This window comes from Corynebacterium gallinarum (assembly GCF_014837045.1).
Lineage (GTDB): Bacteria > Actinomycetota > Actinomycetes > Mycobacteriales > Mycobacteriaceae > Corynebacterium > Corynebacterium gallinarum.
This window is the reverse complement of sequence record NZ_JACSPR010000005.1, coordinates 92696-111374: the sequence shown is the minus strand read 5'-3', so window position 1 is coordinate 111374 and position 18679 is coordinate 92696. Positions and strand designations below refer to the sequence as shown.

Here is an 18679-nt window from a genome sequence, read left to right as displayed (position 1 = left end):
CATACCCTACCGCCCCGTTTTTGGCTAAGTGCCGAGGAGAACAGCCTTGATGGCCGCAACGGCCTTCTCAACATCGTCATTGATGACGACGTGCTTGAACTCGCTCTGTGCTGCCAATTCCTCGCGTGCGGTTTCCAGCCTGCGATTGATGACGTCCTGACTTTCAGTCCCCCGGCCAGTCAACCGCTCAACCAGCACCTCCCATGAGGGTGGTGCCAGGAAGATGGTTTCGGCCTCGGGCATCAGACGGGCAATATTGCGGGCCCCGACGAGGTCAACCTCGACGAGAACAGGGCGACCCTCTTCGCGAGCCTTCTGAACAGGCTCGGCGGGAGTGCCCGACCGCTGCAGACCACCGTGGATGTCAGCCCATTCGAGCATCTCCCCACGGTTGATCTTCTCCTGGAACTCCTGTGCGGTGACATAGAAATAATCTCTGCCATCCACCTCACCCGGACGCGGATCCCGGGTGGTCATGGACACACTGAAGTACAGGTTGGGAACGTCACTACGGAGGCGATCCACCACAGTCGACTTTCCGACTGCCGAGGGGCCCGCCAGAATCACGAGCCTTCCGTGTGGTTTATCGCCGGACACCAGGAATTAGTCCTCGAATCCGAAACGCTCGAGGAGCGCACGACGCTGGCGGTCACCGAGACCACGCAGACGACGGGTCTGGGCGATGCCCAGCTCATCCATGATTTCCTTTGCCTTGACCTTACCGACCTTCGGAAGAGCCTCGAGCAGTGCGGAGACCTTGGTCTTGCCGATGATCTCGTCGGACTCTGCCTTGTCCAGGACCTCCTTGAGGTTGGTGTTGCCGCGCTTCAGGTTCTCCTTGAGCTCGGCGCGTGCCTTGCGTGCTTCGGCTGCCTTGGCAAGTGCTGCCTTACGCTGCTCGTCAGTCAACTGTGGAAGGGCCACGGGGTTCCTCCGTTTTCGTGTGTGATCTATGTACAGACGGATACTTTTTCATACCCGGGAATCGAAGATACACGAGTGAATACCACGCGTGTCACCCTGCGATTTTGGATTAGTCTAGCACTACTTCAACAAACACAAAGGTGGCAAGGCCCTTGTTTGACAAACCTGCAGGTCACAGACTCGCAGACAAAGGCCTTGTTCCGGTCTATGACCTGGGGAAACCTGGAAACGCGGCGGCGGTTTCCGACACCGCGGCCCGCAGATTCTCCACATCCGGACCCTGTGCCAGCACTGCCCGGGACACGTTCGGGAACGCCAGGTGGGACATATCCCCGGCGATGGTGTCCACGTCGCGTGCCGTGCCACCCTGGGCGCCGACGCCGGGCATGAGGATGGCACCGTTCAGCCCGGACAGCACCGGTGGATCGGTCAGGGTTGCCCCGACCACCACACCGATATTGCCGGCCCGGTGCTGCGCCCTGTGAGGTGCATTGAGCGCCGCAGCCTCGTTGACGATCTGCTGGGAGATGCTCACCCCAGCCGCATCGGTCTGGTCCTGGAGGACACGTGCCTCCGGGTTGGAGGTGGCGGCGAGGACGAACACTCCCCTGCCGTGTTCCTCCGCCAGGTCGAAGACCGGCTGCAGGGAACCGAAACCGAGATACGGCGAGACCGTCACGGCATCACTGGACAGCGGTGAGGCGGGGTCCAGCCAGGCTGTGGCATAACCGGCCATGGTGGATCCGATATCCCCGCGCTTGGCATCCGAGACCACCAGACAACCCTGCTCGCGGAGGGTGCCGATGGTCTCCTCCAGGACCGCGAAACCACGCGAACCAAAGCGTTCATAGAACGCCACCTGGGGCTTGACCAGTGCGACGGTGTCAGCGAACGCCTCCACACAGATGCGGGAGAACTCCGCCAGTCCCGTCGCATCGACCGGAAGCCCCCAGGCCCGCAGGAGGCTCTCATGGGGATCAATACCCACACACAGCCGCCCACGGGTGGACGCGGCGTCGAGAAGCTTGTCTCCGAACGTCTGCGTCAAGACACTCAGGCCTTCACCGCGTGGTCGAGTTCCTGCAGCGCACGGACGGTGAGCTCACCGCGGCGCAGTGCCTCGATGCCCTGCACCGCAGCGGTAACACCCTGCACGGTGGTCACCAGTGGGACGCCGACGGTGACGGCGGAACCACGGATCTCGTAACCGTCGTGGCGGGCACCCGCGGACCCTGCCGGGGTGTTGAGGATGAGGTCCACCTCACCGTCACGGATGCGGTCCACGATGGAGCGGCCCTCGACGCCGTCGCGCACGTCAGAGCTCTTGAGCACGACCTCGCAGTCGATGCCGTTGCGACGCAGCATACCGGCGGTGCCCTCGGTGGCCAGGATCTTGAAGCCCATGGAATCCAGACGCTGGATGGCCAGGATGACGCTGCGCTTGTCGCGGTTGGCCACGGAGACGAACACGCTGCCCTCGGTCGGGAGGGTGCCGAATGCGCCGGTCTCGGCCTTGGCGTAGGCGGCACCGAAGTTGTCGGCCAGACCCATGACCTCACCCGTGGACTTCATCTCCGGGGAGAGCAGGGTGTCCAGGCTGCGGCCATCGGGGCGGCGGAAACGGTTGAACGGCAGGACGGCCTCCTTCACCGCGATCGGGGCGTCGAGAGGCAGTGAGCCACCGTCGTACCCGGTCGGGATCATGCCCTCGGCGCGCAGCTCGGCGATGGTGGCACCCACCGCGATGCGGGATGCCGCCTTGGCCAGGTGGACGCCGGTGGCCTTGGAGACGAACGGCGCGGTGCGGGAGGCACGCGGGTTGGCCTCGATGACGTAGAGGATGTCATCCTTCAGGGCGTACTGCACGTTCATCAGGCCCTTGACACCGATGCCCAGGGCGAGTGCCCGGGTGGACTGGCGGACCTTCTCGATGTCCTGGGCGCCCAGGGTCATCGGCGGCAGTGCACAGGCGGAGTCACCGGAGTGCACACCGGCCTCCTCGATGTGCTCCATGACGCCGGCGAGGTAGACCTCCTCGCCGTCGCAGAGCGCATCGACGTCGATCTCGATGGCGTTGTCCAGGAAGCGGTCGACCAGCACCGGGTGCTCGGTCGACAGCTCGGTGGCGCGCTGGATGTAGTCCTCCAGGGATGCCTCATCGTAGACGATCTCCATGCCACGGCCACCGAGCACGTAGGACGGACGGACCAGGACCGGGTAACCGATCTCATCGGCCACGGCGCGGGCCTGCTCGAAGGAGTGCGCGGTGCCGAATGCCGGGGCAGGAAGCTCGGCGCGGCCCAGCAGGTCGCCGAACTCGCCACGATCCTCGGCCATGTTGATGGCCTCCGGGGAGGTGCCGATGATCGGGACACCGGCGGCCTTGAGGCGCTCGGCCAGACCCAGCGGGGTCTGACCACCGAGCTGGACGATGACACCGGCGACGGTGCCGGACTGAGACTCCGCGTGGTAGACCTCCATGACATCCTCGAAGGTCAGAGGCTCGAAGTAGAGGCGGTCAGCGGTGTCGTAGTCGGTGGAGACGGTCTCCGGGTTGCAGTTGACCATGACGGTCTCATAGCCCACGCGGGACAGCTCCAGGGCTGCGTGCACACAGGAGTAGTCGAACTCGATGCCCTGGCCGATGCGGTTCGGGCCGGATCCCAGGATCAGGACCTTCTCACGCTCGGTCTGTGGGGCGACCTCGGACTCCGCGGCCGGATCCAACTCGTAGGCCGAATAGTGGTACGGGGTGGTGGCCTCGAACTCGGCGGCACAGGTGTCGACGGTCTTGAACACCGGGCGGATACCCAGGGAATAACGCAGACGACGCACCCCGTCCTCACCGGCGAGTTCCGGACGCACAGCGGCGATCTGGAGGTCGGACAGACCCATGAACTTGGCCTCGCGCAGGAGTTCCTCATCCAGGACGGGTGCGTCCTCCAGCTTCTCGCGGAAGTCCACGAGTGCCTTCAGTTCCGCCAGGAACCACGGGTCGATGGAGGAGGCGTCGTAAAGCTCCTCGATGGTGGCGCCGAGCCGCATGGCGAGCTCGACGTCGTAGAGGCGACCCTCGGTCGGGCGACGCAGATCCTCCAGGACGGCCTGGAGATCCGTGGCGCGCTCGCCGGCGAAGTACTCATCCGGCTTGGTCCAGAAACCGAGCTGCTTGGTCTCCAGGGAGCGCAGTGCCTTGTTCAGTGCCGCGATGTAGTTGCGGCCCAGGCTCATGACCTCACCGACGGATTTCATGGTGGTGGTCAGGGTGTCATCGGCGCCGGGGAACTTCTCGAAGGCAAAGCGTGGGGCCTTGACCACCACGTAGTCGAGGGTCGGCTCGAAGGCGGCCGGGGTGACACCGGTGATGTCGTTGGTGACCTCATCCAGGGTGTAGCCGATGGCCAGCTTGGCGGCCAGCTTCGCGATCGGGAAACCGGTGGCCTTGGAGGCCAGCGCGGAGGAACGGGACACGCGCGGGTTCATCTCGATGGTGATGATGCGGCCGTCGGTCGGGTTGATGGCGAACTGGATGTTACAGCCGCCGGTATCAACACCGACCTCGCGGATGATGGCGATGCCCTGGTCACGCATGATCTGGTACTCACGGTCGGTCAGCGTCATGGAGGGGGCGACAGTGACGGAATCGCCGGTGTGCACACCGAGTGCATCGACGTTCTCGATGGAGCAGATGACCACGACATTGTCGTCGGCGTCACGCATGAGCTCCAGCTCGAATTCCTTCCAACCGAGGATGGATTCCTCGATCAGGACGTTGGCCTCCGGGGAGGCGGCGAGGCCACCACCGGCGATGCGGTCGAGGTCCTCCATGGTGTAGGCCAGGCCGGAACCCAGGCCACCCATGGTAAAGGAGGGGCGCACGACGACGGGGAGACCGAGGTCCTCGACGGTGGCGTAGACCTCGTCCATGTTGTGGCAGACGGCGGAGCGTGCTGATTCACCACCGATGGTGGCGACGATGTCCTTGAACTTCTGGCGGTCCTCACCGCGCTCGATGGCGTCGATGTCGGCACCGATGAGCTCGACGTTGTACTTCTCCAGGATGCCGAGGCGGTCCAGCTGGATGGCGGCGTTGAGGGCGGTCTGTCCACCGAGGGTGGCCAGGACGGTGTCGATCGGGTGGCCCTGTTCGATCTCCTTCTGGAAGATCTTCTCGATGTACTCGGGCTCGATCGGCTCAACGTAGGTGTGGTCCGCCATCTCCGGGTCGGTCATGATGGTGGCCGGGTTGGAGTTGATGAGGGTGACGCGCAGGCCCTCCTCCTTGAGCACACGGCAGGCCTGGGTGCCGGAGTAGTCGAATTCAGCGGCCTGTCCGATGACGATGGGGCCGGAGCCGATGACCAGGACGTGGTTGATATCTGAGCGCTTGGGCATGTTTCTTACGCCTCTTCCTTCTGGTTCTCGGAGTCTTCATCCATCAGTGCGACGAACTGGTCGAACAGTGGGCTTGCATCGTTGGGGCCTGCGGCGGCCTCCGGGTGGTACTGGACGGAATAGGCGCGACCCGACTTCAGGGCGACACCCTCGACGACTCCGTCGTTGAGGCAGGTGTGGGTGACCACGGCGGTACCGAAATCGGTCTCGAACTCCTGGCCGGCCTCACCCTTGAGGGCGAAACCGTGGTTCTGGGCGGTGATGTCGATCTTGCCGGTGATGTGGTTCTTAACCGGGACGTTGATGCCACGGTGGCCGAACTTCAGCTTGTAGGTCTCCATGCCGAAGGCCCGGCCCAGGATCTGGTTGCCGAAGCAGATGCCGAAGAACGGGATATCGGCGGCGAGCACCTCACGGACGATGTTGACCATGGTGTCGGCTGCAGCCGGATCACCGGGGCCGTTGGAGATGAACACACCGGCGGGGTTGTACTGCTTGATCTCCTCGAACGGGGTCTCCGCCGGCACGATCACGGTGCGCACACCACGGGCGGCGAAACGACGCGGGGTGTTCTGCTTGATGCCCAGGTCGTAGGCAACCACGGTGTGGCGTGCCTCGCCCTCGGCCTCGATCACGTAGGTCTCATCGGCGGAGACCTCTACGGCGAGGTTCGCGCCGACCATCGACGGCTGGTTCTTGACGATCTCCACGAGCTCCTCCATGGGACGCTCGGCATCCGCGCCGGAGAAGATACCGGCCGGGACCGCACCCTCATTGCGGATGTGGCGCACCAGTGCGCGGGTGTCGATACCGCCGATGCCCACCACACCCTGCTTGGCCATCTCCTCCTGGAGGGTGGTGGTGGCGCGCCAGTTGGACACACGGACGGCGAGGTCGCGGATGACCAGACCGGCCACCCAGATCGATCCGTCGCGGGACTCGTTGTCCTCCTCGTTCCACCCGGTGTTGCCGATCTGCGGTGCGGTGTTGACCACGATCTGGCGGTGGTAGGACGGGTCGGTCATCGTCTCCTGGTAACCGGTCATGGCTGTGGTGAAGACAGCCTCGCCCAGGGTGGTGCCGATGGCTCCGAAGCCGAAGCCCTTGAAGGTACGGCCATCCGCCAGCACCAGGTAGGCAGGGACGGAACCGATGTTGGTCACGCCCTGGCGGGAGTCGGTGCTGTTCGCATTGGTTTCATTACTCACGGTGACAGCGTCGCCTTTCGTAGGTTCGCCCGGTACACGGGCGGGGTGAGATTGCTCGAACTGTAGTTTATTCACTCTTATGCATTATATGCAATCGCGGGTTGCCCGTTCTCACACGTGACGCGACCACGCAGGATGGTGTGGGAAACCTTGGCGCTGAACTCCATGCCCTCATAGGGGGTGTTGGATGCCTTGGAGGCGAACTCCTCACCCCGGGCGGTCCAGGTCTGCCCCGGATCCACGATGGTGAGGTTGGCGGGCTCCCCCACCGCGATCGGACGACCATGTCCGGGCAGACGGGTGATCTCCGCCGGCCGCTCACTCATGACCTTCGCCACAAACCGCCAGTCCGCGAGCCCGGAGGCCACGAAGGTGTCCGCGATGATGGACAGGGAGGTCTCCAGGCCGAGCATGCCGGGCTTGGCGTTTTCAAATTCACAGCACTTGTCCTCGGAACCGTGGGGGGCGTGGTCGGTGGCCACGACATCGAGGGTGCCGTCGAGAAGCGCATCCCGCAGTGCGAGGGTGTCGCGTTGTTCACGCAGGGGCGGGTTGACGCGGTTGACACCGTCATAGGTCTTGAGGCGCTCATCGGTGAGGATGAGGTGGTGTGGGGTCACCTCGGCGGTGATCGGGATGCCCTGGGACTTGGCCCAGCGCAGCAGCTCGATGGTGCCCTCCGTGGAGGCGTGGCAGATGTGCACGCGGTTGCCGTAGTCGCGGGCGAGGATGGCGTCACGGACCACGATGGACTCCTCGGCCACCCGTGGCCAGCCCCGCAGTCCCAGGCGGGCTGCGTTCTCGCCCTCATGGGCGCTGGCACCCTCGGTCATGCGGTGGTCCTCGCAGTGCTGGGCGATGAGGACATCCATGCCCTTCGCGTACTCCAGGGCGCGGCGCATCACCTGGGGATCATCGACGCACTTGCCGTCGTCGGAGAACATGCGCACACGCGCCTCGGAACGGGCCATCATGCCGAACTCGGTGAGCTCCTTGCCCGCCAGGCCCTTGGTGATGGAACCGACGGGGTGCACATCGCACAGGCCGACGTTCTGGCCCTTGAACCAGACCCCCTCGGCGATCAGCGGCTGGTCCATCACGGGGGTGGTGTTGGCCATGGTGAACACCGCGGTGAACCCACCCTTGGCGGCAGCCGCGGAACCGGTGGCGATGGTCTCGGTGTCCTCACGGCCGGGTTCGCGCAGGTGGACGTGCATATCGACGAAACCGGGGAGCAGCACTCCCCCGTTGCCGTCAACAACGTGGTCGTACTCACCGGAGGCGGGGGCCTCGAGGGAGTCGATCACACCATCGCGGATGAGGACGTTGGTCGGCTCACCCTCGCCGTACACACGGACGTCGGTGACCAACAGGGTTCCCGGTGCAGCCGGCGCGAGCGCACCGGTCTCGGGATATTCATTAACAGTCATGTCGGAAGATTCCTTAAACAGCGGCCGGTACCACCGGCCGTGGTGACAATCGTCAGATGGTGGCGTCTGAACCTGCGACGAGTGCGAACAGCACAGCCATGCGCACGTGAACACCGTTGCTTACCTGCTGCAGGACAGCAGTACGTGGGGCATCCGCCACACCGAAGTTGATCTCCATGCCACGCAGCATCGGACCCGGGTGCATGATGATCGCGGAGTCCTTCAGGCTGGCCTCACGGGCCTTGCTCATGCCGTAGAGGGTGGCGTACTCGCGGTGGGAGGGGAAGAATCCGCCCTGCATGCGTTCCTGTTGGACGCGCAGCATCATCACCGCATCCGCATCCCGGATCTCAGCATCCATGTCGTAGCTGGTACGCACCGGCCAGTTCTCCACGCCGTACGGCAGGAGGGTCGGCGGAGCAACCAGGACAACCTCCGCGCCCAGCGTGGACAGCAGATCCACATTGGAGCGCACCACCCGGGAATGCAGGACGTCACCGACGAGGACGATCTTGCGTCCCTCAATGCCACCGAGCCTCTGACGGATGGTCAGGGCGTCGAGAAGCGCCTGGGTGGGGTGCTGGTGGGAACCGTCGCCGGCGTTGATCACGCTGGGACCCACCCCGCCGGGGGCGACGTAGCCCGCCAGCTGCTGGGCCGCGCCTGACGACGGGTGACGCATGATGATGGCATCCGCACCGATGGCGGACAGGGTCAGGCCCGTGTCCTTGAGGGATTCGCCCTTCTTCACGCTGGAGGAGGAGGCGGAAATGTTGATCACATCCGCACTCATCCACTTGCCTGCGGTTTCGAAGGAGGAACGGGTACGCGTGGAGTTCTCGTAGAAGAGGGTGAAGATGGTCCGCCCACGCAGCGTGGGCAGCTTCTTCACCTCCCGACCCTCGAGCACCTCCCTGAAGCGGTCAGCCTCATCGAGGAGGCTGATGATCTCATCGCGGGACAGATCCGCAATTGAGAGGAGGTGCTTCATCAAATGTCCCCTTCGCCCTCTTCGCGGGTGAGGGTCACGGCGTCACGGCCGTCGATCTCCCGGAGCATCACGGTGACGTCCTCCGCGCGTGCGGTGGGCAGGTTCTTGCCCACGTAATCAGCACGGATGGGCAGCTGGCGGTGTCCGCGGTCAACGAGGACGGCAAGCTGGATGTAGTTGGGGCGCCCCAGGTCACGCAGCGCATCAAGTGCGGCGCGGACGGTACGGCCGGAGAACAACACATCATCAACCAAGACAACGGTGGTCTTGTCTATGCCACCGGAGGGGATGGATGTGGGCTGCAGTGCACGGTGTGGCTTATTGCGGAGATCATCACGGTAGAGGGTGATGTCAATGGCGCCGGTATCAACACGGACGCCCGAGAATTCTTCAATCTTGGCTGCCAAGCGCTCCGCCAGGGGAACACCACCCGAGGGGATTCCCAAAAGCATGACCCGGTCCGCTCCCGGTGAATCAAGAGCGGTCTTCTCAATAATCTGGTGCGCGATGCGCGCGACGGTACGGTTGACGTCGTTCTCCCCCAGGAGTTCGACCACCGTATTCCTACGTTCGCTCATCGTGACCTCCTTCCCCGCCTCACTGTGCGGTCCGTTAAAGGATGTCTAATTTTCTGGTCCGTCATGACACCCTTGTAGTTTCAGCTGACTATGCTGTTGGAGAGTGTCTCTTCGACATCTTGGATGTTACCCCATAAACGCGCGGAGAGTAACATGAGGACACCACCAGACACCCGGTTACCCCACCCGGGAATCATTCCGTTGACTTGGAGAAGCCCCTGTGAGTCTGACCACCAGTCATTTTATTCCTTTTCCCCGCGAAGAGGTCTGGGATTGGCACACGCGTAAGGGTGCCGTGACCAGACTCTCCCCTCCTTTCGTGCCCTTCACCCCCATCCAGCAGGCGGAACGTCTCTCGGATGGCACCACCATCTTCAGCCTGCCCGCGGGCCTGAAATGGGTGGCGCGGCATGATCTGTCGGGGTACCTCAACGGCAGCCGTTTTACTGATGTGTGCACCAACGCCCCGGTGAAGGCCCTGGCCAACTGGCGGCATGTACACAACTTCGTTGATCAGGACGGGGGCACCCTGATTACGGATTCGGTGAACACCCGCGTCCCGGGCATCGCCCTGACGAGCATGTTCGCCTACCGTCAGCACCAGCTGCTGGAGGACATGCTGGCACTGCAGCGTTTCAAGGAGCTTGGCGACGACACCCCGCTCACCATCGCCATGACCGGGTCCAGGGGCCTGATCGGCCGGGCCCTGACCGGCCAGTTGCAGACCGGTGGGCACACCGTGGTGCAGCTGGTGCGTGGAGAGGCGAAACCCGGGCAGCGCACCTGGGATCCGGAGCATCCGTCGCCTGAGCTTCTCGACGGCATCGATGTACTCATCCACCTGGCTGGTGAACCCATCTTCGGTCGTTTCAACGACTCCCACAAGGACGCCATCCGCAAGTCCCGGGTGACACCGACCCGGAACCTGGCGGAACTGGTGGCGGCCTCCGAGTCCTGCCACACCATGGTCTCGGCCTCGGCGATCGGTTTCTACGGTCCCGACCGCGGGGATGAGGAACTGAATGAGCAGTCCCCCACCGGTGGCGGATTCCTCGCTGATGTGGTCCGCGGTTGGGAGAAGGCCACCGAACCCGCCTCCCAGGCGGGCAAGCGGGTCGCAATGATCCGCACCGGTGTTGCACTCAGCGGCCGCGGTGGCATGCTGCCCGTGCTCAAGACCTTGTTCTCCACAGGCCTGGGTGGTCAGTTCGGCGACGGCAGCAACTGGTTCAGCTGGATCGCCCTCGATGATCTCACCGACATCTTCTACCGGGCGGTGATCGACAAGAATGTCTCCGGACCTATCAACGCCACCGCACCCAACCCGGTGACCAATGAGGAGATGACGAAGGTGCTGGCCTCCCAACTGCACCGCCCGGCGTTCTTCCAGATCCCCACCATCGGCCCCAAGATCATCCTGGGCCGCCAGGGCGCCGAGGAACTGGCTCTGTCCAACCAGAAGGTCCTGCCCACCGCGCTGCAGGAACTCGGCCATGTCTTCCGCTACACCACCATCGATGCCGCCATCGCCCATGAACTCGGTGGCGAGGAGTTGGCGGACGCCGCAGCCACCCGTGATCAGGAGGCCCTGGAGGCCAGCGAGAAGAAACAGGCACGCCTCTCCGCCAAGGCTGCCCGTAAGGCCGCCAAGGGGGAGGAGACGCCCGCGCCTGTCGACGACGCAGAGGTGGAGGAGACGATCCGCACCTCCATCCTCGACTTCAGACGTCGACGCAACAGCTGATCACACGGCCGGTAGGGTGGGTGGCTGTAGAAAATTATCAACTCCCCGTTAGGACACAGATTCCACAGTGACTGCAGCTGACTCACCCCACGACATCACGGCGTTTCGCCTGGATGCGGTGACGAGGATCCTCGATGACGAGAACCTCAACTACCGCGTCGATCAACTCGACGGCACCGATGTGGTCCGTACCGGTTTCATCAACGCCGCCATCAGCTTCATCGCCCTCGACGGCGGCCTCACCATGGAGGCCATGTGGCGCGGAGCCCCGGCAACGGACCAGGCCTCGGTGGTGCTGGCCGCTGTCAATGAGTGGAACCTCACCCAGTTCGCCCCCACCCTGCGCTTCTTCGAGATGGAGCAGGACACCCTCGCGGTCAACGCCATCCGCCAACTCACCACCTCGGCGGGGCTCAGCCACAACCAGGTCGGGGCCTTCATCATGAGCTCCCTCGAGGCGACCACCACCGCCTTCGACTGGCTCGAGCAGCAGTTCCCCGATCTCGTCACCTGGAAGGATGACCACGATGAGCAGCACTAACACCCCCAAGCCCATCGCCGTCACCCTCGACCGTGTGGTCGCCATCATGAGGGAATTCGGCATCGAGCTGTCGGTCGCCGACAGCCAGGGGAAGAACGCCTCGGTGGCCTCCGCCAACCTCAACGGCTACCCCGTCATGTTCGCCCTGCTGGATTCCGTGCTCATCGTGCGCACCGACAAGGCGACCGAGACCACCATCGCCGATGGCGATCCCCGCTGGCACCTGGCCTGCAACCAGGTCAACTGCTTCAACTTCGCCGCGAAGGCCGTGGTCATGGACCGCACGGAGAAGGCCGTAGTGCGCGCCGAGAAGGATATCCCCATCGCCGCGGGACTCAATGACATCCAGCTGTCCGCAATGCTGAAGAACGCCATCGACCATGTTCTGGCTATCCAGGATGCCGTGGAGAAGGCCGTCAAGGACTACACCATCGGTTAACTCCCAGGAGACACAAAAATTGGCCGGTTCCAGGATTGCAGGAACCGGCCATTTTTCAGCGCTGATGGGGATTACGGGCGGGTATCCTCCGCCTCATCGTCCTCCGAGTCATCCCAGGGAGCGACCGGGGTGTCCGCTTCGGACACTGCGCCGGGGTTGGCCGCGCGCGCACGCAACTCATCGATCTTTGAAGCCATGTTGTCCAGGGTGGCGTTGATGTAGGCACTGGCCTTGTCCGTGGAGTACTGGGACGCGATCTCCACCGCCTCCACCACCGCGGTGGTCACGGGAACATCCGGGTTGTAGAGCATCTCCCAGGACGCCACGCGCAGCACTGCGCGATCGACGGAGGGGAGGCGTTCCAGCAGCCAGGTTTCTGCGATGTGCTCGGAGAGCAGGTCATCGATGGTGTCCAGCTCCACGGCGACGCCGTTGATGATGGTTTCGGTGTAATCGGCCACCGGCGCCACGTCGGGATCGACGGCGCTGGACAGTGTCTTGCGGTCATCGATGATCGCCACCGGATCCACGTCACGGGACTCCGCCTCGAAGAGGATGTCTACCGCACGACGGCGTGCCTTGTAACGGGCTCCATGGCGTTTATAACCTTGTCGACTCTCGCTCACGTTGAGTACTCTTTGTTCCTGTTCAGATGAGGTGTGGGTGGGGGATTCCCCGGGATGATGCCTAGTTGTTGACGCGGGAGAGGTAGGAACCGTCGCGGGTATCCACCTTCAGGATGTTGCCGGTCTCGATGAACAGCGGGACCTGGATCTCGGCGCCGGTCTCGAGGGTGGCGGGCTTGGTGCCACCGGTGGAACGGTCACCCTGCAGGCCCGGGTCGGTGTGCTCGACGCGGAGGTCAACCGAGACGGGGAGCTCACCGAAGAGGGCTTCACCGTCGTGGAAGGACACCTGGACGCGCATGTTCTCCAGGAGGAAACGGCCAGCATCACCGAAGGCGTCGAGGGGGAGCTCGAACTGCTCGAAGGTCTTGTCATCCATGAGGATGTAGGAGCTGCCATCGTTGTACAGGTAGGTCATGTCACGACGGTCGACGGTGGCGGTCTCAACCTTGACACCGGCGTTCCAGGTCTTGTCGACGGTCTTGCCGGTGACGACGTCCTTGAGCTTGGAGCGCACGAAGGCTGGGCCCTTGCCCGGCTTCACGTGCTGGAACTCGACGATCTGCTGCAGCTTGCCGTCGACCTTGAGGACAAGGCCGTTCTTGAAATCAGCGGTGGATGCCACGGTGATGATCTCCCTTGTGTTTGGCGTCAGTGGGTGCCCCACCTCAGGCGCAGAGTGGACCGCGACAACCGGGTGGGGACTGAATAGCTAACCCAGACTACACCACGCGGAGGTCCTTCCCCACCTTGGTGATGATTTCCGGTGCACCGGCGGTGATGATGAGGGTGTCCTCGATGCGCACACCGCCCCTACCCGGAACGTAGATTCCCGGTTCGATCGTCAGGGTGGATCCCTCCTCCAGAACGCCCGTGGCGGTCTTCGCGGCGGCGGGTGCCTCATGCACCTCCAGTCCGATCCCGTGGCCGGTGGAATGCACGAAGTAGTCCCCGTATCCGGCGTCCTCGATGATGGAACGGCAGGCGTGGTCGATGTCCACGAGCTTGGTCCCGGTGTAGGCGGCCTCCACACCGGCGAGTTGGGCACGCAGCACGATGTCGTAGATCTCGGTTTCGAACTCCCCCGCATCACCCATGACGATCGTGCGGGTCATGTCGGAGTTGAACCCACGGGCATGGGCACCGAAGTCGATGGTGACCAGGTCACCGCGCTGGATGATGCGGTCACCCGCCCCGTGGTGGGGCTTGGCCGAGTTCGGCCCGGACGCCACGATCGTGTCGAAACTGGGCCGTTCGGCGCCGAGCATCCGCATCCGGTATTCCAGATCCGCCGCCACCTGCCGTTCGGAGCGTCCCTCGGCCAGCTCCCCGGCGGACAGGAGATCCTCGAAGGCCTGTGAGGCCACTGCGGCCACCTCCCGCAGGCGGTCCTGCTCGAAGGGGTCCTTGTGCAGACGGATGGATTCAACGACACCGGTGACGGGGATCAGCTGCACATCCTCCCCGGCGGCCTCACGCAACGCATCCAGCTGTGCGACGGTGGTCTGGGAGGCTTCGAAGGCCACCCGGCGATCCCCCTCCACGGTGTCCAGGAGTGCGGTGGCGGAGGCACGTTCGATCATGGCCTCGATATCCGGCACCTCCTCACCGATCTGGGTGGTGTAACGCCCATCGGTACACATGCGGGCCGAGAGGTCCTTGTGCAACAGGAGCGCACCGTTGGAACCGGTGAACCCGGTGAGGTACCGCACGTGGATCGGACTGGTCACCAGGATGGAGTCGATCCGCTGGGCCGCCAGTTTGGAAGCCAGTGCTCTCCTGCGGGTGGCAAAACGTGTATCAGCCAAAGCCATGTGTGTCGCTCCTTCTCCCCTGGGGCGCAACCACCCGGGAACGTGTCTCTACATTTGAACTAAAGGTTATAGCCAATGTAGTACGGCCGGGGCCACCGGGGAGGGATTTCGGGGCGGGGTGGGGGTCTAGTGCTCCCGATCGGCGAGGAACTCCAGGGCCAGTTCATACCCTCTGACCCCGAGACCTGCGATGACACCGAGCGCGATCGGTGAGAGGTAGCTGTGCGCGCGGAACGGTTCACGGGCATGGACGTTGGAGATGTGCACCTCCACGAAACCGGCCCCGTCGGCGATTTCCGCCAGTGCGTCACGCAGCGCCACCGAGGTGTGGGTGAAACCACCCGGGTTGATGATCACCGGCCAGCCGTGGTCGGCGGCGTTGTGCACGGCGTCGATAAGCTCACCCTCGTGGTTGGACTGGACGAAGCTCACGTCCACCCCGAGGGCGTCGGCACGCCGGCTCACCATGGCCTCGACGTCGGCGAGGGTGGTCGAACCGTAGACCTCGGGCTGTCGTTTGCCCAACCGGTTGAGGTTGGGTCCGTTGATCACCAGAACATGCATGGGTACACCGGATCCTTTAAGCGTCTGTCGGGTTGCTGATGGCCTCGTAGGCCCTGACCAGTTCCGCGCGGTCAGGTCCCTCGATGCGGGTGACCTCACCGACGGCGGTGAGCGCGACGAAGCGGATATGGCCGTCACGGTTCTTCTTGTCGCGGGTCATGCCCGCATGGAGTTCATCAAACGCCCCACCCTCGTAGGTGGTGGGCAGACCGATGGAGTCCAGGATCGCCCGGTGGCGTTCCAGCAGCTCAGCGTCGATGAGTCCGAGGTTGTGCGAGAGGTGGGCGATGAACATCATGCCCACAGCCACCGCGTTGCCGTGACGCCACTGGAAGTTCTCCCGCAGCTCGACGGCGTGGGCGAAGGTGTGGCCGTAGTTGAGGATCTCACGCAGATTGGATTCCTTCAGGTCCGCGCTGACCACGGAACCCTTCACCCGCACCGAGCGTGCGATGAGCTCCGGCAGGTGGGAGCCTGTCATGTCCTTCTGCAGGCAGGCGGCCGCGTCGGATTCGTAGAGACGGAGAATCTCCTCATCCGCGATGAACCCGGTCTTGATGATCTCCGCGGAACCCGCGATGATCTCCTCCTCCGGCAGGGTGTGCACCCGGTCCAGATCGATGAAGACGGCGTCGGGCTCGTGGAAGGCCCCGACCAGGTTCTTGCCGGCGGCGGTGTTGATACCGGTCTTGCCACCGACGGCGGCATCGACCATGCCGAGCACCGTGGTGGGGACCTGGATCACCCGGACACCACGCATCCACGCTGCGGCGACGAACCCGGCCAGGTCGGTCGCCGCACCACCACCGATGCCGATGATGATGTCGCGACGCCCGAAGGCGGCGGCACCGAGCTTGTCCCAGCACTCCCCCGCCACGGCGAGGGTCTTGCCGGCCTCGGCATCCGGTACCTCCAGGTGGAGAACCTGGAGTCCGGCGGCCTGCAGGGCCTCATCGATACCGGCGGCGACCTCCGCCAGGTTCGGCTGGTGGAGCAGGGCCACCTGGGCGGCACCTGACGTGGCCGCACGCTCCGCGATGAGCGGGGTGAGTCCGGAACCGATCACAACCTCATAGGGGGATGCGCCATTGACGGGGACGGTATCGAAGATGGTGGTCACGTGCACAGGGCCTTTCAGGTGGAAGTGGAACTAATCATCCTCGAGGTGGTGCAGGATCTCTGCCACCACCTGCTGCGGACTGCGGGAGTTGGTGCGCACGCGGAACGTGGACACCTCCTCATAGAGGGGACGGCGGGTTTCCAGGAGGTTACGGTAATGCTCGACGGGATCGTCGGCGGCCAGGACGGGACGGGTCCTTTCCCCGGCGGTGCGACGCACACCCTCGGCGACGGAGACATCGATCCACACCACATCATGCTCCTTCAGCAGTTCGCGGGTGGATGCGGTGAGGATCGCCCCACCACCGAGACTCACCACACCGTCATGGTTGAGGGCCTCGGCGACGTGGTGTGCCTCCAGTTCGCGGAAGGCGGGCTCACCGAGTTCGGAGAACACCTCCCCGCAGGCCTTGCCGGTGGCGTTTTCAATCAGTTCATCGCTGTCCACCAGGTCCGCGTTCAGGGCGCGTGCCAGGCGACGGCCGATGGTGGACTTACCGGCACCGGGTGGGCCGATCAGGACGACGATGGGGCGTGCCACGCTATTCACCGTCGTTGAACTCCAGTCGCTTGCCGATCCGCTCCAGGTAGCAGCGGATATTGCAGGTGGTCTCCTCCAGGGAATCCCCACCGAACTTCTTCAGCACCGCGCGGGCGAGCACGAGAGCCACCATCGCTTCAGCCACGACACCCGCGGCGGGAACCGCGCAGACATCGGAGCGCTGGTGGATGCCGGTGGCGGCATCGCCGGTGGACATGTCCACCGTCTTCAGTGCACGCGGCACCGTGGAGATCGGTTTCATCGCGGCGCGCACCCGCAGGGTCTCCCCGTTGGTCATGCCGCCTTCCAGGCCACCGGCGCGGTTGGTGGTGCGGTACACACCGTCCTCATCGCGGACCATCTCATCATGGGCCTCGGAACCACGACGACGTGCCTCCTCGAAACCGTCACCGATCTCCACGCCCTTGATGGCCTGGATCCCCATGAGGGCGGCGGCGAGCTGGGCATCGAGACGGTCCTCGCCGGAGATGTGGGAGCCGAGTCCGATGGGCAGGCCCTCGACGATGACCTCGACGATGCCGCCGAGGGTGTCGCCGGATTTCTTGGCGGCCTCGATCTCGGTGATCATGGAGGTTTCCGCATCCTTGCCGAAGGACCGGACCGGGGACTCATCGATCGCGGTGATGTCGGCGAACGTCGGCGTCGGGCCCTCGTAGGGCTCGGAACGGCCGATGGAGACCACGTGGGAGAGCACCTCGACGCCGAGGGTCTCACGCAGGAAGGACCGTGCCACGGTGGCGGCGGCCACGCGGGCTGCGGTCTCGCGTGCGGAGGACCGCTCCAGCACATTGCGGGCATCGTCGAAACCGTATTTGAGCATGCCGGCGAAGTCGGCGTGGCCGGGGCGCGGGCGGGTCAGCTTGGCACCGCGGCCGGAGGACATCGCCGCGACATTCTCCGGATCATCCATGTCCAGTGCGTCGGAGGACATGATCGTGGTCCACTTCGGCCACTCGGAGTTGCCGATGACGATGGCGATCGGGCTGCCCAGGGTCAGTCCGTGGCGGATGCCGGTGAGGAAGGTCAGTTCATCCTGTTCGAACTTCATGCGCGCGCCGCGGCCGTATCCGAGGCGGCGTCGTGCGAGTTGATAGGCGACCTCATCCTTGGTCACGGGTACACCGGCGGGCATGTGCTCAACTGTCGCAACCAATGCCTGGCCGTGGGATTCACCTGCTGTAGTCCATCGAAGCATGCCTAGCATTATCGCATGGGGAGACAGATAAGCCCGAAACAACCCGCCCTATCCCACCTGGTGGGATGGCCACAGGCATCGTGTCCGCCTCACCAGGGCATGGTCACCCACACCGCGAGGCAGGTCGCCAACCCCATTCCCGGACCGTGGGGCACCTGCCCCGTCCGATCCCCACCCCCTGCCACCAGCCCCGACGTCATCACACCCGACAACATCAGGGTGAGCAGGGAGGATCCGACCACGGCGAGCACCCACCCCTCCACCGACCCCACGGCCGCGACGGTGCCCAGCCCCAGGGCGAATTTGATGTCTCCCCCACCGATCCCTCCGACCACCCCCGCGGTGACCAGGTACAGCAGGAACCACCCCACCCCGCCCAGCAGCAACCACGGCTCCACCACCACCGCCCACCCGGTGATCACCAGGGCTCCCGGGAGCGTCAGCACATCCGGTAGCCGCCGGGTTCTCAGATCCCCCACCGCCAGCACACCGACCCAGACCACGAACACCACACACATGACAAAAAGGACCATGCACTGTTTGACTGCC

The 18679-nt window shown here is 64.2% G+C and carries 19 protein-coding genes; 3 read left to right on the top strand and 16 right to left on the bottom strand.

Annotated features, from left to right (window positions below):
* Positions 1-24 precede the first annotated feature (24 nt).
* The 8 genes from gmk to pyrR form a co-directional block, all read right to left on the bottom strand.
* Positions 25-597, bottom strand: coding sequence for a guanylate kinase (gene gmk, locus H9627_RS08435; RefSeq protein WP_191733569.1), 573 nt, complete (start codon positions 595-597; stop codon positions 25-27).
* A 6-nt stretch (positions 598-603) separates the two neighbouring features.
* Positions 604-924 (bottom strand): integration host factor, actinobacterial type, encoded by a 321-nt coding sequence (gene mihF, locus H9627_RS08430; RefSeq protein WP_003855986.1) that lies wholly within the window; start codon positions 922-924, stop codon positions 604-606.
* 205 nt (positions 925-1129) lie between these two features.
* Entirely contained in the window at positions 1130-1972 is an 843-nt protein-coding gene (gene pyrF, locus H9627_RS08425) for an orotidine-5'-phosphate decarboxylase (RefSeq protein WP_191733568.1), read from the bottom strand.
* Between the two features lie 5 nt (positions 1973-1977).
* Entirely contained in the window at positions 1978-5319 is a 3342-nt protein-coding gene (carB, locus tag H9627_RS08420; RefSeq protein WP_191733567.1) for a carbamoyl-phosphate synthase large subunit, read from the bottom strand.
* A gap of 5 nt (positions 5320-5324) precedes the next feature.
* Complete coding sequence (gene carA / locus H9627_RS08415) at positions 5325-6527, bottom strand: glutamine-hydrolyzing carbamoyl-phosphate synthase small subunit (RefSeq protein WP_191733566.1); 1203 nt, start codon at positions 6525-6527, stop codon at positions 5325-5327.
* Positions 6528-6604: 77 nt separating this feature from the next.
* Positions 6605-7957 (bottom strand): dihydroorotase, encoded by a 1353-nt coding sequence (locus H9627_RS08410; RefSeq protein WP_191733565.1) that lies wholly within the window; start codon positions 7955-7957, stop codon positions 6605-6607.
* Between the two features lie 52 nt (positions 7958-8009).
* Positions 8010-8948 (bottom strand): aspartate carbamoyltransferase catalytic subunit, encoded by a 939-nt coding sequence (locus H9627_RS08405; RefSeq protein WP_191733564.1) that lies wholly within the window; start codon positions 8946-8948, stop codon positions 8010-8012.
* On the bottom strand, positions 8948-9526 hold the full coding sequence (gene pyrR / locus H9627_RS08400; RefSeq protein ID WP_191733563.1) for a bifunctional pyr operon transcriptional regulator/uracil phosphoribosyltransferase PyrR: 579 nt from the start codon (positions 9524-9526) through the stop codon (positions 8948-8950). Before pyrR ends, H9627_RS08405 begins: the two co-directional genes overlap by 1 nt.
* 220 nt (positions 9527-9746) lie before the next feature.
* Here pyrR and H9627_RS08395 point away from each other — a divergent pair, with 220 nt between their 5' ends.
* The 3 genes from H9627_RS08395 to H9627_RS08385 all read left to right on the top strand — a co-directional run bounded on the left by H9627_RS08395 (position 9747) and on the right by H9627_RS08385 (position 12250).
* The gene (locus H9627_RS08395) at positions 9747-11270 is read left to right on the top strand and encodes a TIGR01777 family oxidoreductase (RefSeq protein WP_191733562.1); all 1524 of its coding nucleotides are present in this window, start codon (positions 9747-9749) and stop codon (positions 11268-11270) included.
* A gap of 67 nt (positions 11271-11337) precedes the next feature.
* Positions 11338-11811, top strand: coding sequence for a YbjN domain-containing protein (locus H9627_RS08390; RefSeq protein WP_191733561.1), 474 nt, complete (start codon positions 11338-11340; stop codon positions 11809-11811).
* Entirely contained in the window at positions 11789-12250 is a 462-nt protein-coding gene (locus tag H9627_RS08385; protein WP_191733560.1) for a YbjN domain-containing protein, read from the top strand. The genes H9627_RS08390 and H9627_RS08385 overlap by 23 nt, the downstream gene beginning before the upstream one ends.
* A gap of 71 nt (positions 12251-12321) precedes the next feature.
* Here the strand turns inward: H9627_RS08385 and nusB are convergent, their stop codons facing one another.
* The 8 genes from nusB to H9627_RS08345 form a co-directional block, all read right to left on the bottom strand.
* Positions 12322-12876, bottom strand: a complete 555-nt coding sequence (nusB, locus tag H9627_RS08380; protein WP_191733559.1) for a transcription antitermination factor NusB — start codon at positions 12874-12876, stop codon at positions 12322-12324.
* Between the two features lie 61 nt (positions 12877-12937).
* The gene (efp, locus tag H9627_RS08375; protein WP_191733558.1) at positions 12938-13501 is read right to left on the bottom strand and encodes an elongation factor P; all 564 of its coding nucleotides are present in this window, start codon (positions 13499-13501) and stop codon (positions 12938-12940) included.
* A 97-nt stretch (positions 13502-13598) separates the two neighbouring features.
* The gene (locus H9627_RS08370; protein ID WP_191733557.1) at positions 13599-14690 is read right to left on the bottom strand and encodes an aminopeptidase P family protein; all 1092 of its coding nucleotides are present in this window, start codon (positions 14688-14690) and stop codon (positions 13599-13601) included.
* 126 nt (positions 14691-14816) lie between these two features.
* On the bottom strand, positions 14817-15254 hold the full coding sequence (gene aroQ, locus H9627_RS08365; RefSeq protein WP_191733556.1) for a type II 3-dehydroquinate dehydratase: 438 nt from the start codon (positions 15252-15254) through the stop codon (positions 14817-14819).
* 16 nt (positions 15255-15270) lie between these two features.
* Positions 15271-16380, bottom strand: coding sequence for a 3-dehydroquinate synthase (gene aroB, locus H9627_RS08360; protein ID WP_191733555.1), 1110 nt, complete (start codon positions 16378-16380; stop codon positions 15271-15273).
* Between the two features lie 24 nt (positions 16381-16404).
* Positions 16405-16914: a shikimate kinase gene (locus tag H9627_RS08355; protein ID WP_191733554.1), complete on the bottom strand. Its 510-nt coding sequence runs from the start codon at positions 16912-16914 to the stop codon at positions 16405-16407.
* A 1-nt stretch (position 16915) separates the two neighbouring features.
* On the bottom strand, positions 16916-18130 hold the full coding sequence (gene aroC / locus H9627_RS08350; protein ID WP_191733553.1) for a chorismate synthase: 1215 nt from the start codon (positions 18128-18130) through the stop codon (positions 16916-16918).
* 89 nt (positions 18131-18219) lie between these two features.
* Entirely contained in the window at positions 18220-18663 is a 444-nt protein-coding gene (locus H9627_RS08345) for a prepilin peptidase (protein WP_191733552.1), read from the bottom strand.
* Between the last annotated feature and the right edge of the window lie 16 nt (positions 18664-18679).

Excerpts from the sequence above, each read along its gene's own strand:
- carB (WP_191733567.1), bottom strand. The coding sequence starts at position 5,319 with ATGCCCAAGCGCTCAGATATCAACCACGTCCTGGTCATCGGCTCCGGC.
- H9627_RS08410 (WP_191733565.1), bottom strand. The coding sequence starts at position 7,957 with ATGACTGTTAATGAATATCCCGAGACCGGTGCGCTCGCGCCGGCTGCA.
- H9627_RS08405 (WP_191733564.1), bottom strand. The coding sequence starts at position 8,948 with ATGAAGCACCTCCTCTCAATTGCGGATCTGTCCCGCGATGAGATCATC.
- pyrR (WP_191733563.1), bottom strand. The coding sequence starts at position 9,526 with ATGAGCGAACGTAGGAATACGGTGGTCGAACTCCTGGGGGAGAACGAC.
- H9627_RS08385 (WP_191733560.1), top strand. The coding sequence starts at position 11,789 with ATGACCACGATGAGCAGCACTAACACCCCCAAGCCCATCGCCGTCACC.
- H9627_RS08370 (WP_191733557.1), bottom strand. The coding sequence starts at position 14,690 with ATGGCTTTGGCTGATACACGTTTTGCCACCCGCAGGAGAGCACTGGCT.
- aroQ (WP_191733556.1), bottom strand. The coding sequence starts at position 15,254 with ATGCATGTTCTGGTGATCAACGGACCCAACCTCAACCGGTTGGGCAAA.
- aroC (WP_191733553.1), bottom strand. The coding sequence starts at position 18,130 with ATGCTTCGATGGACTACAGCAGGTGAATCCCACGGCCAGGCATTGGTT.
- H9627_RS08345 (WP_191733552.1), bottom strand. The coding sequence starts at position 18,663 with ATGGTCCTTTTTGTCATGTGTGTGGTGTTCGTGGTCTGGGTCGGTGTG.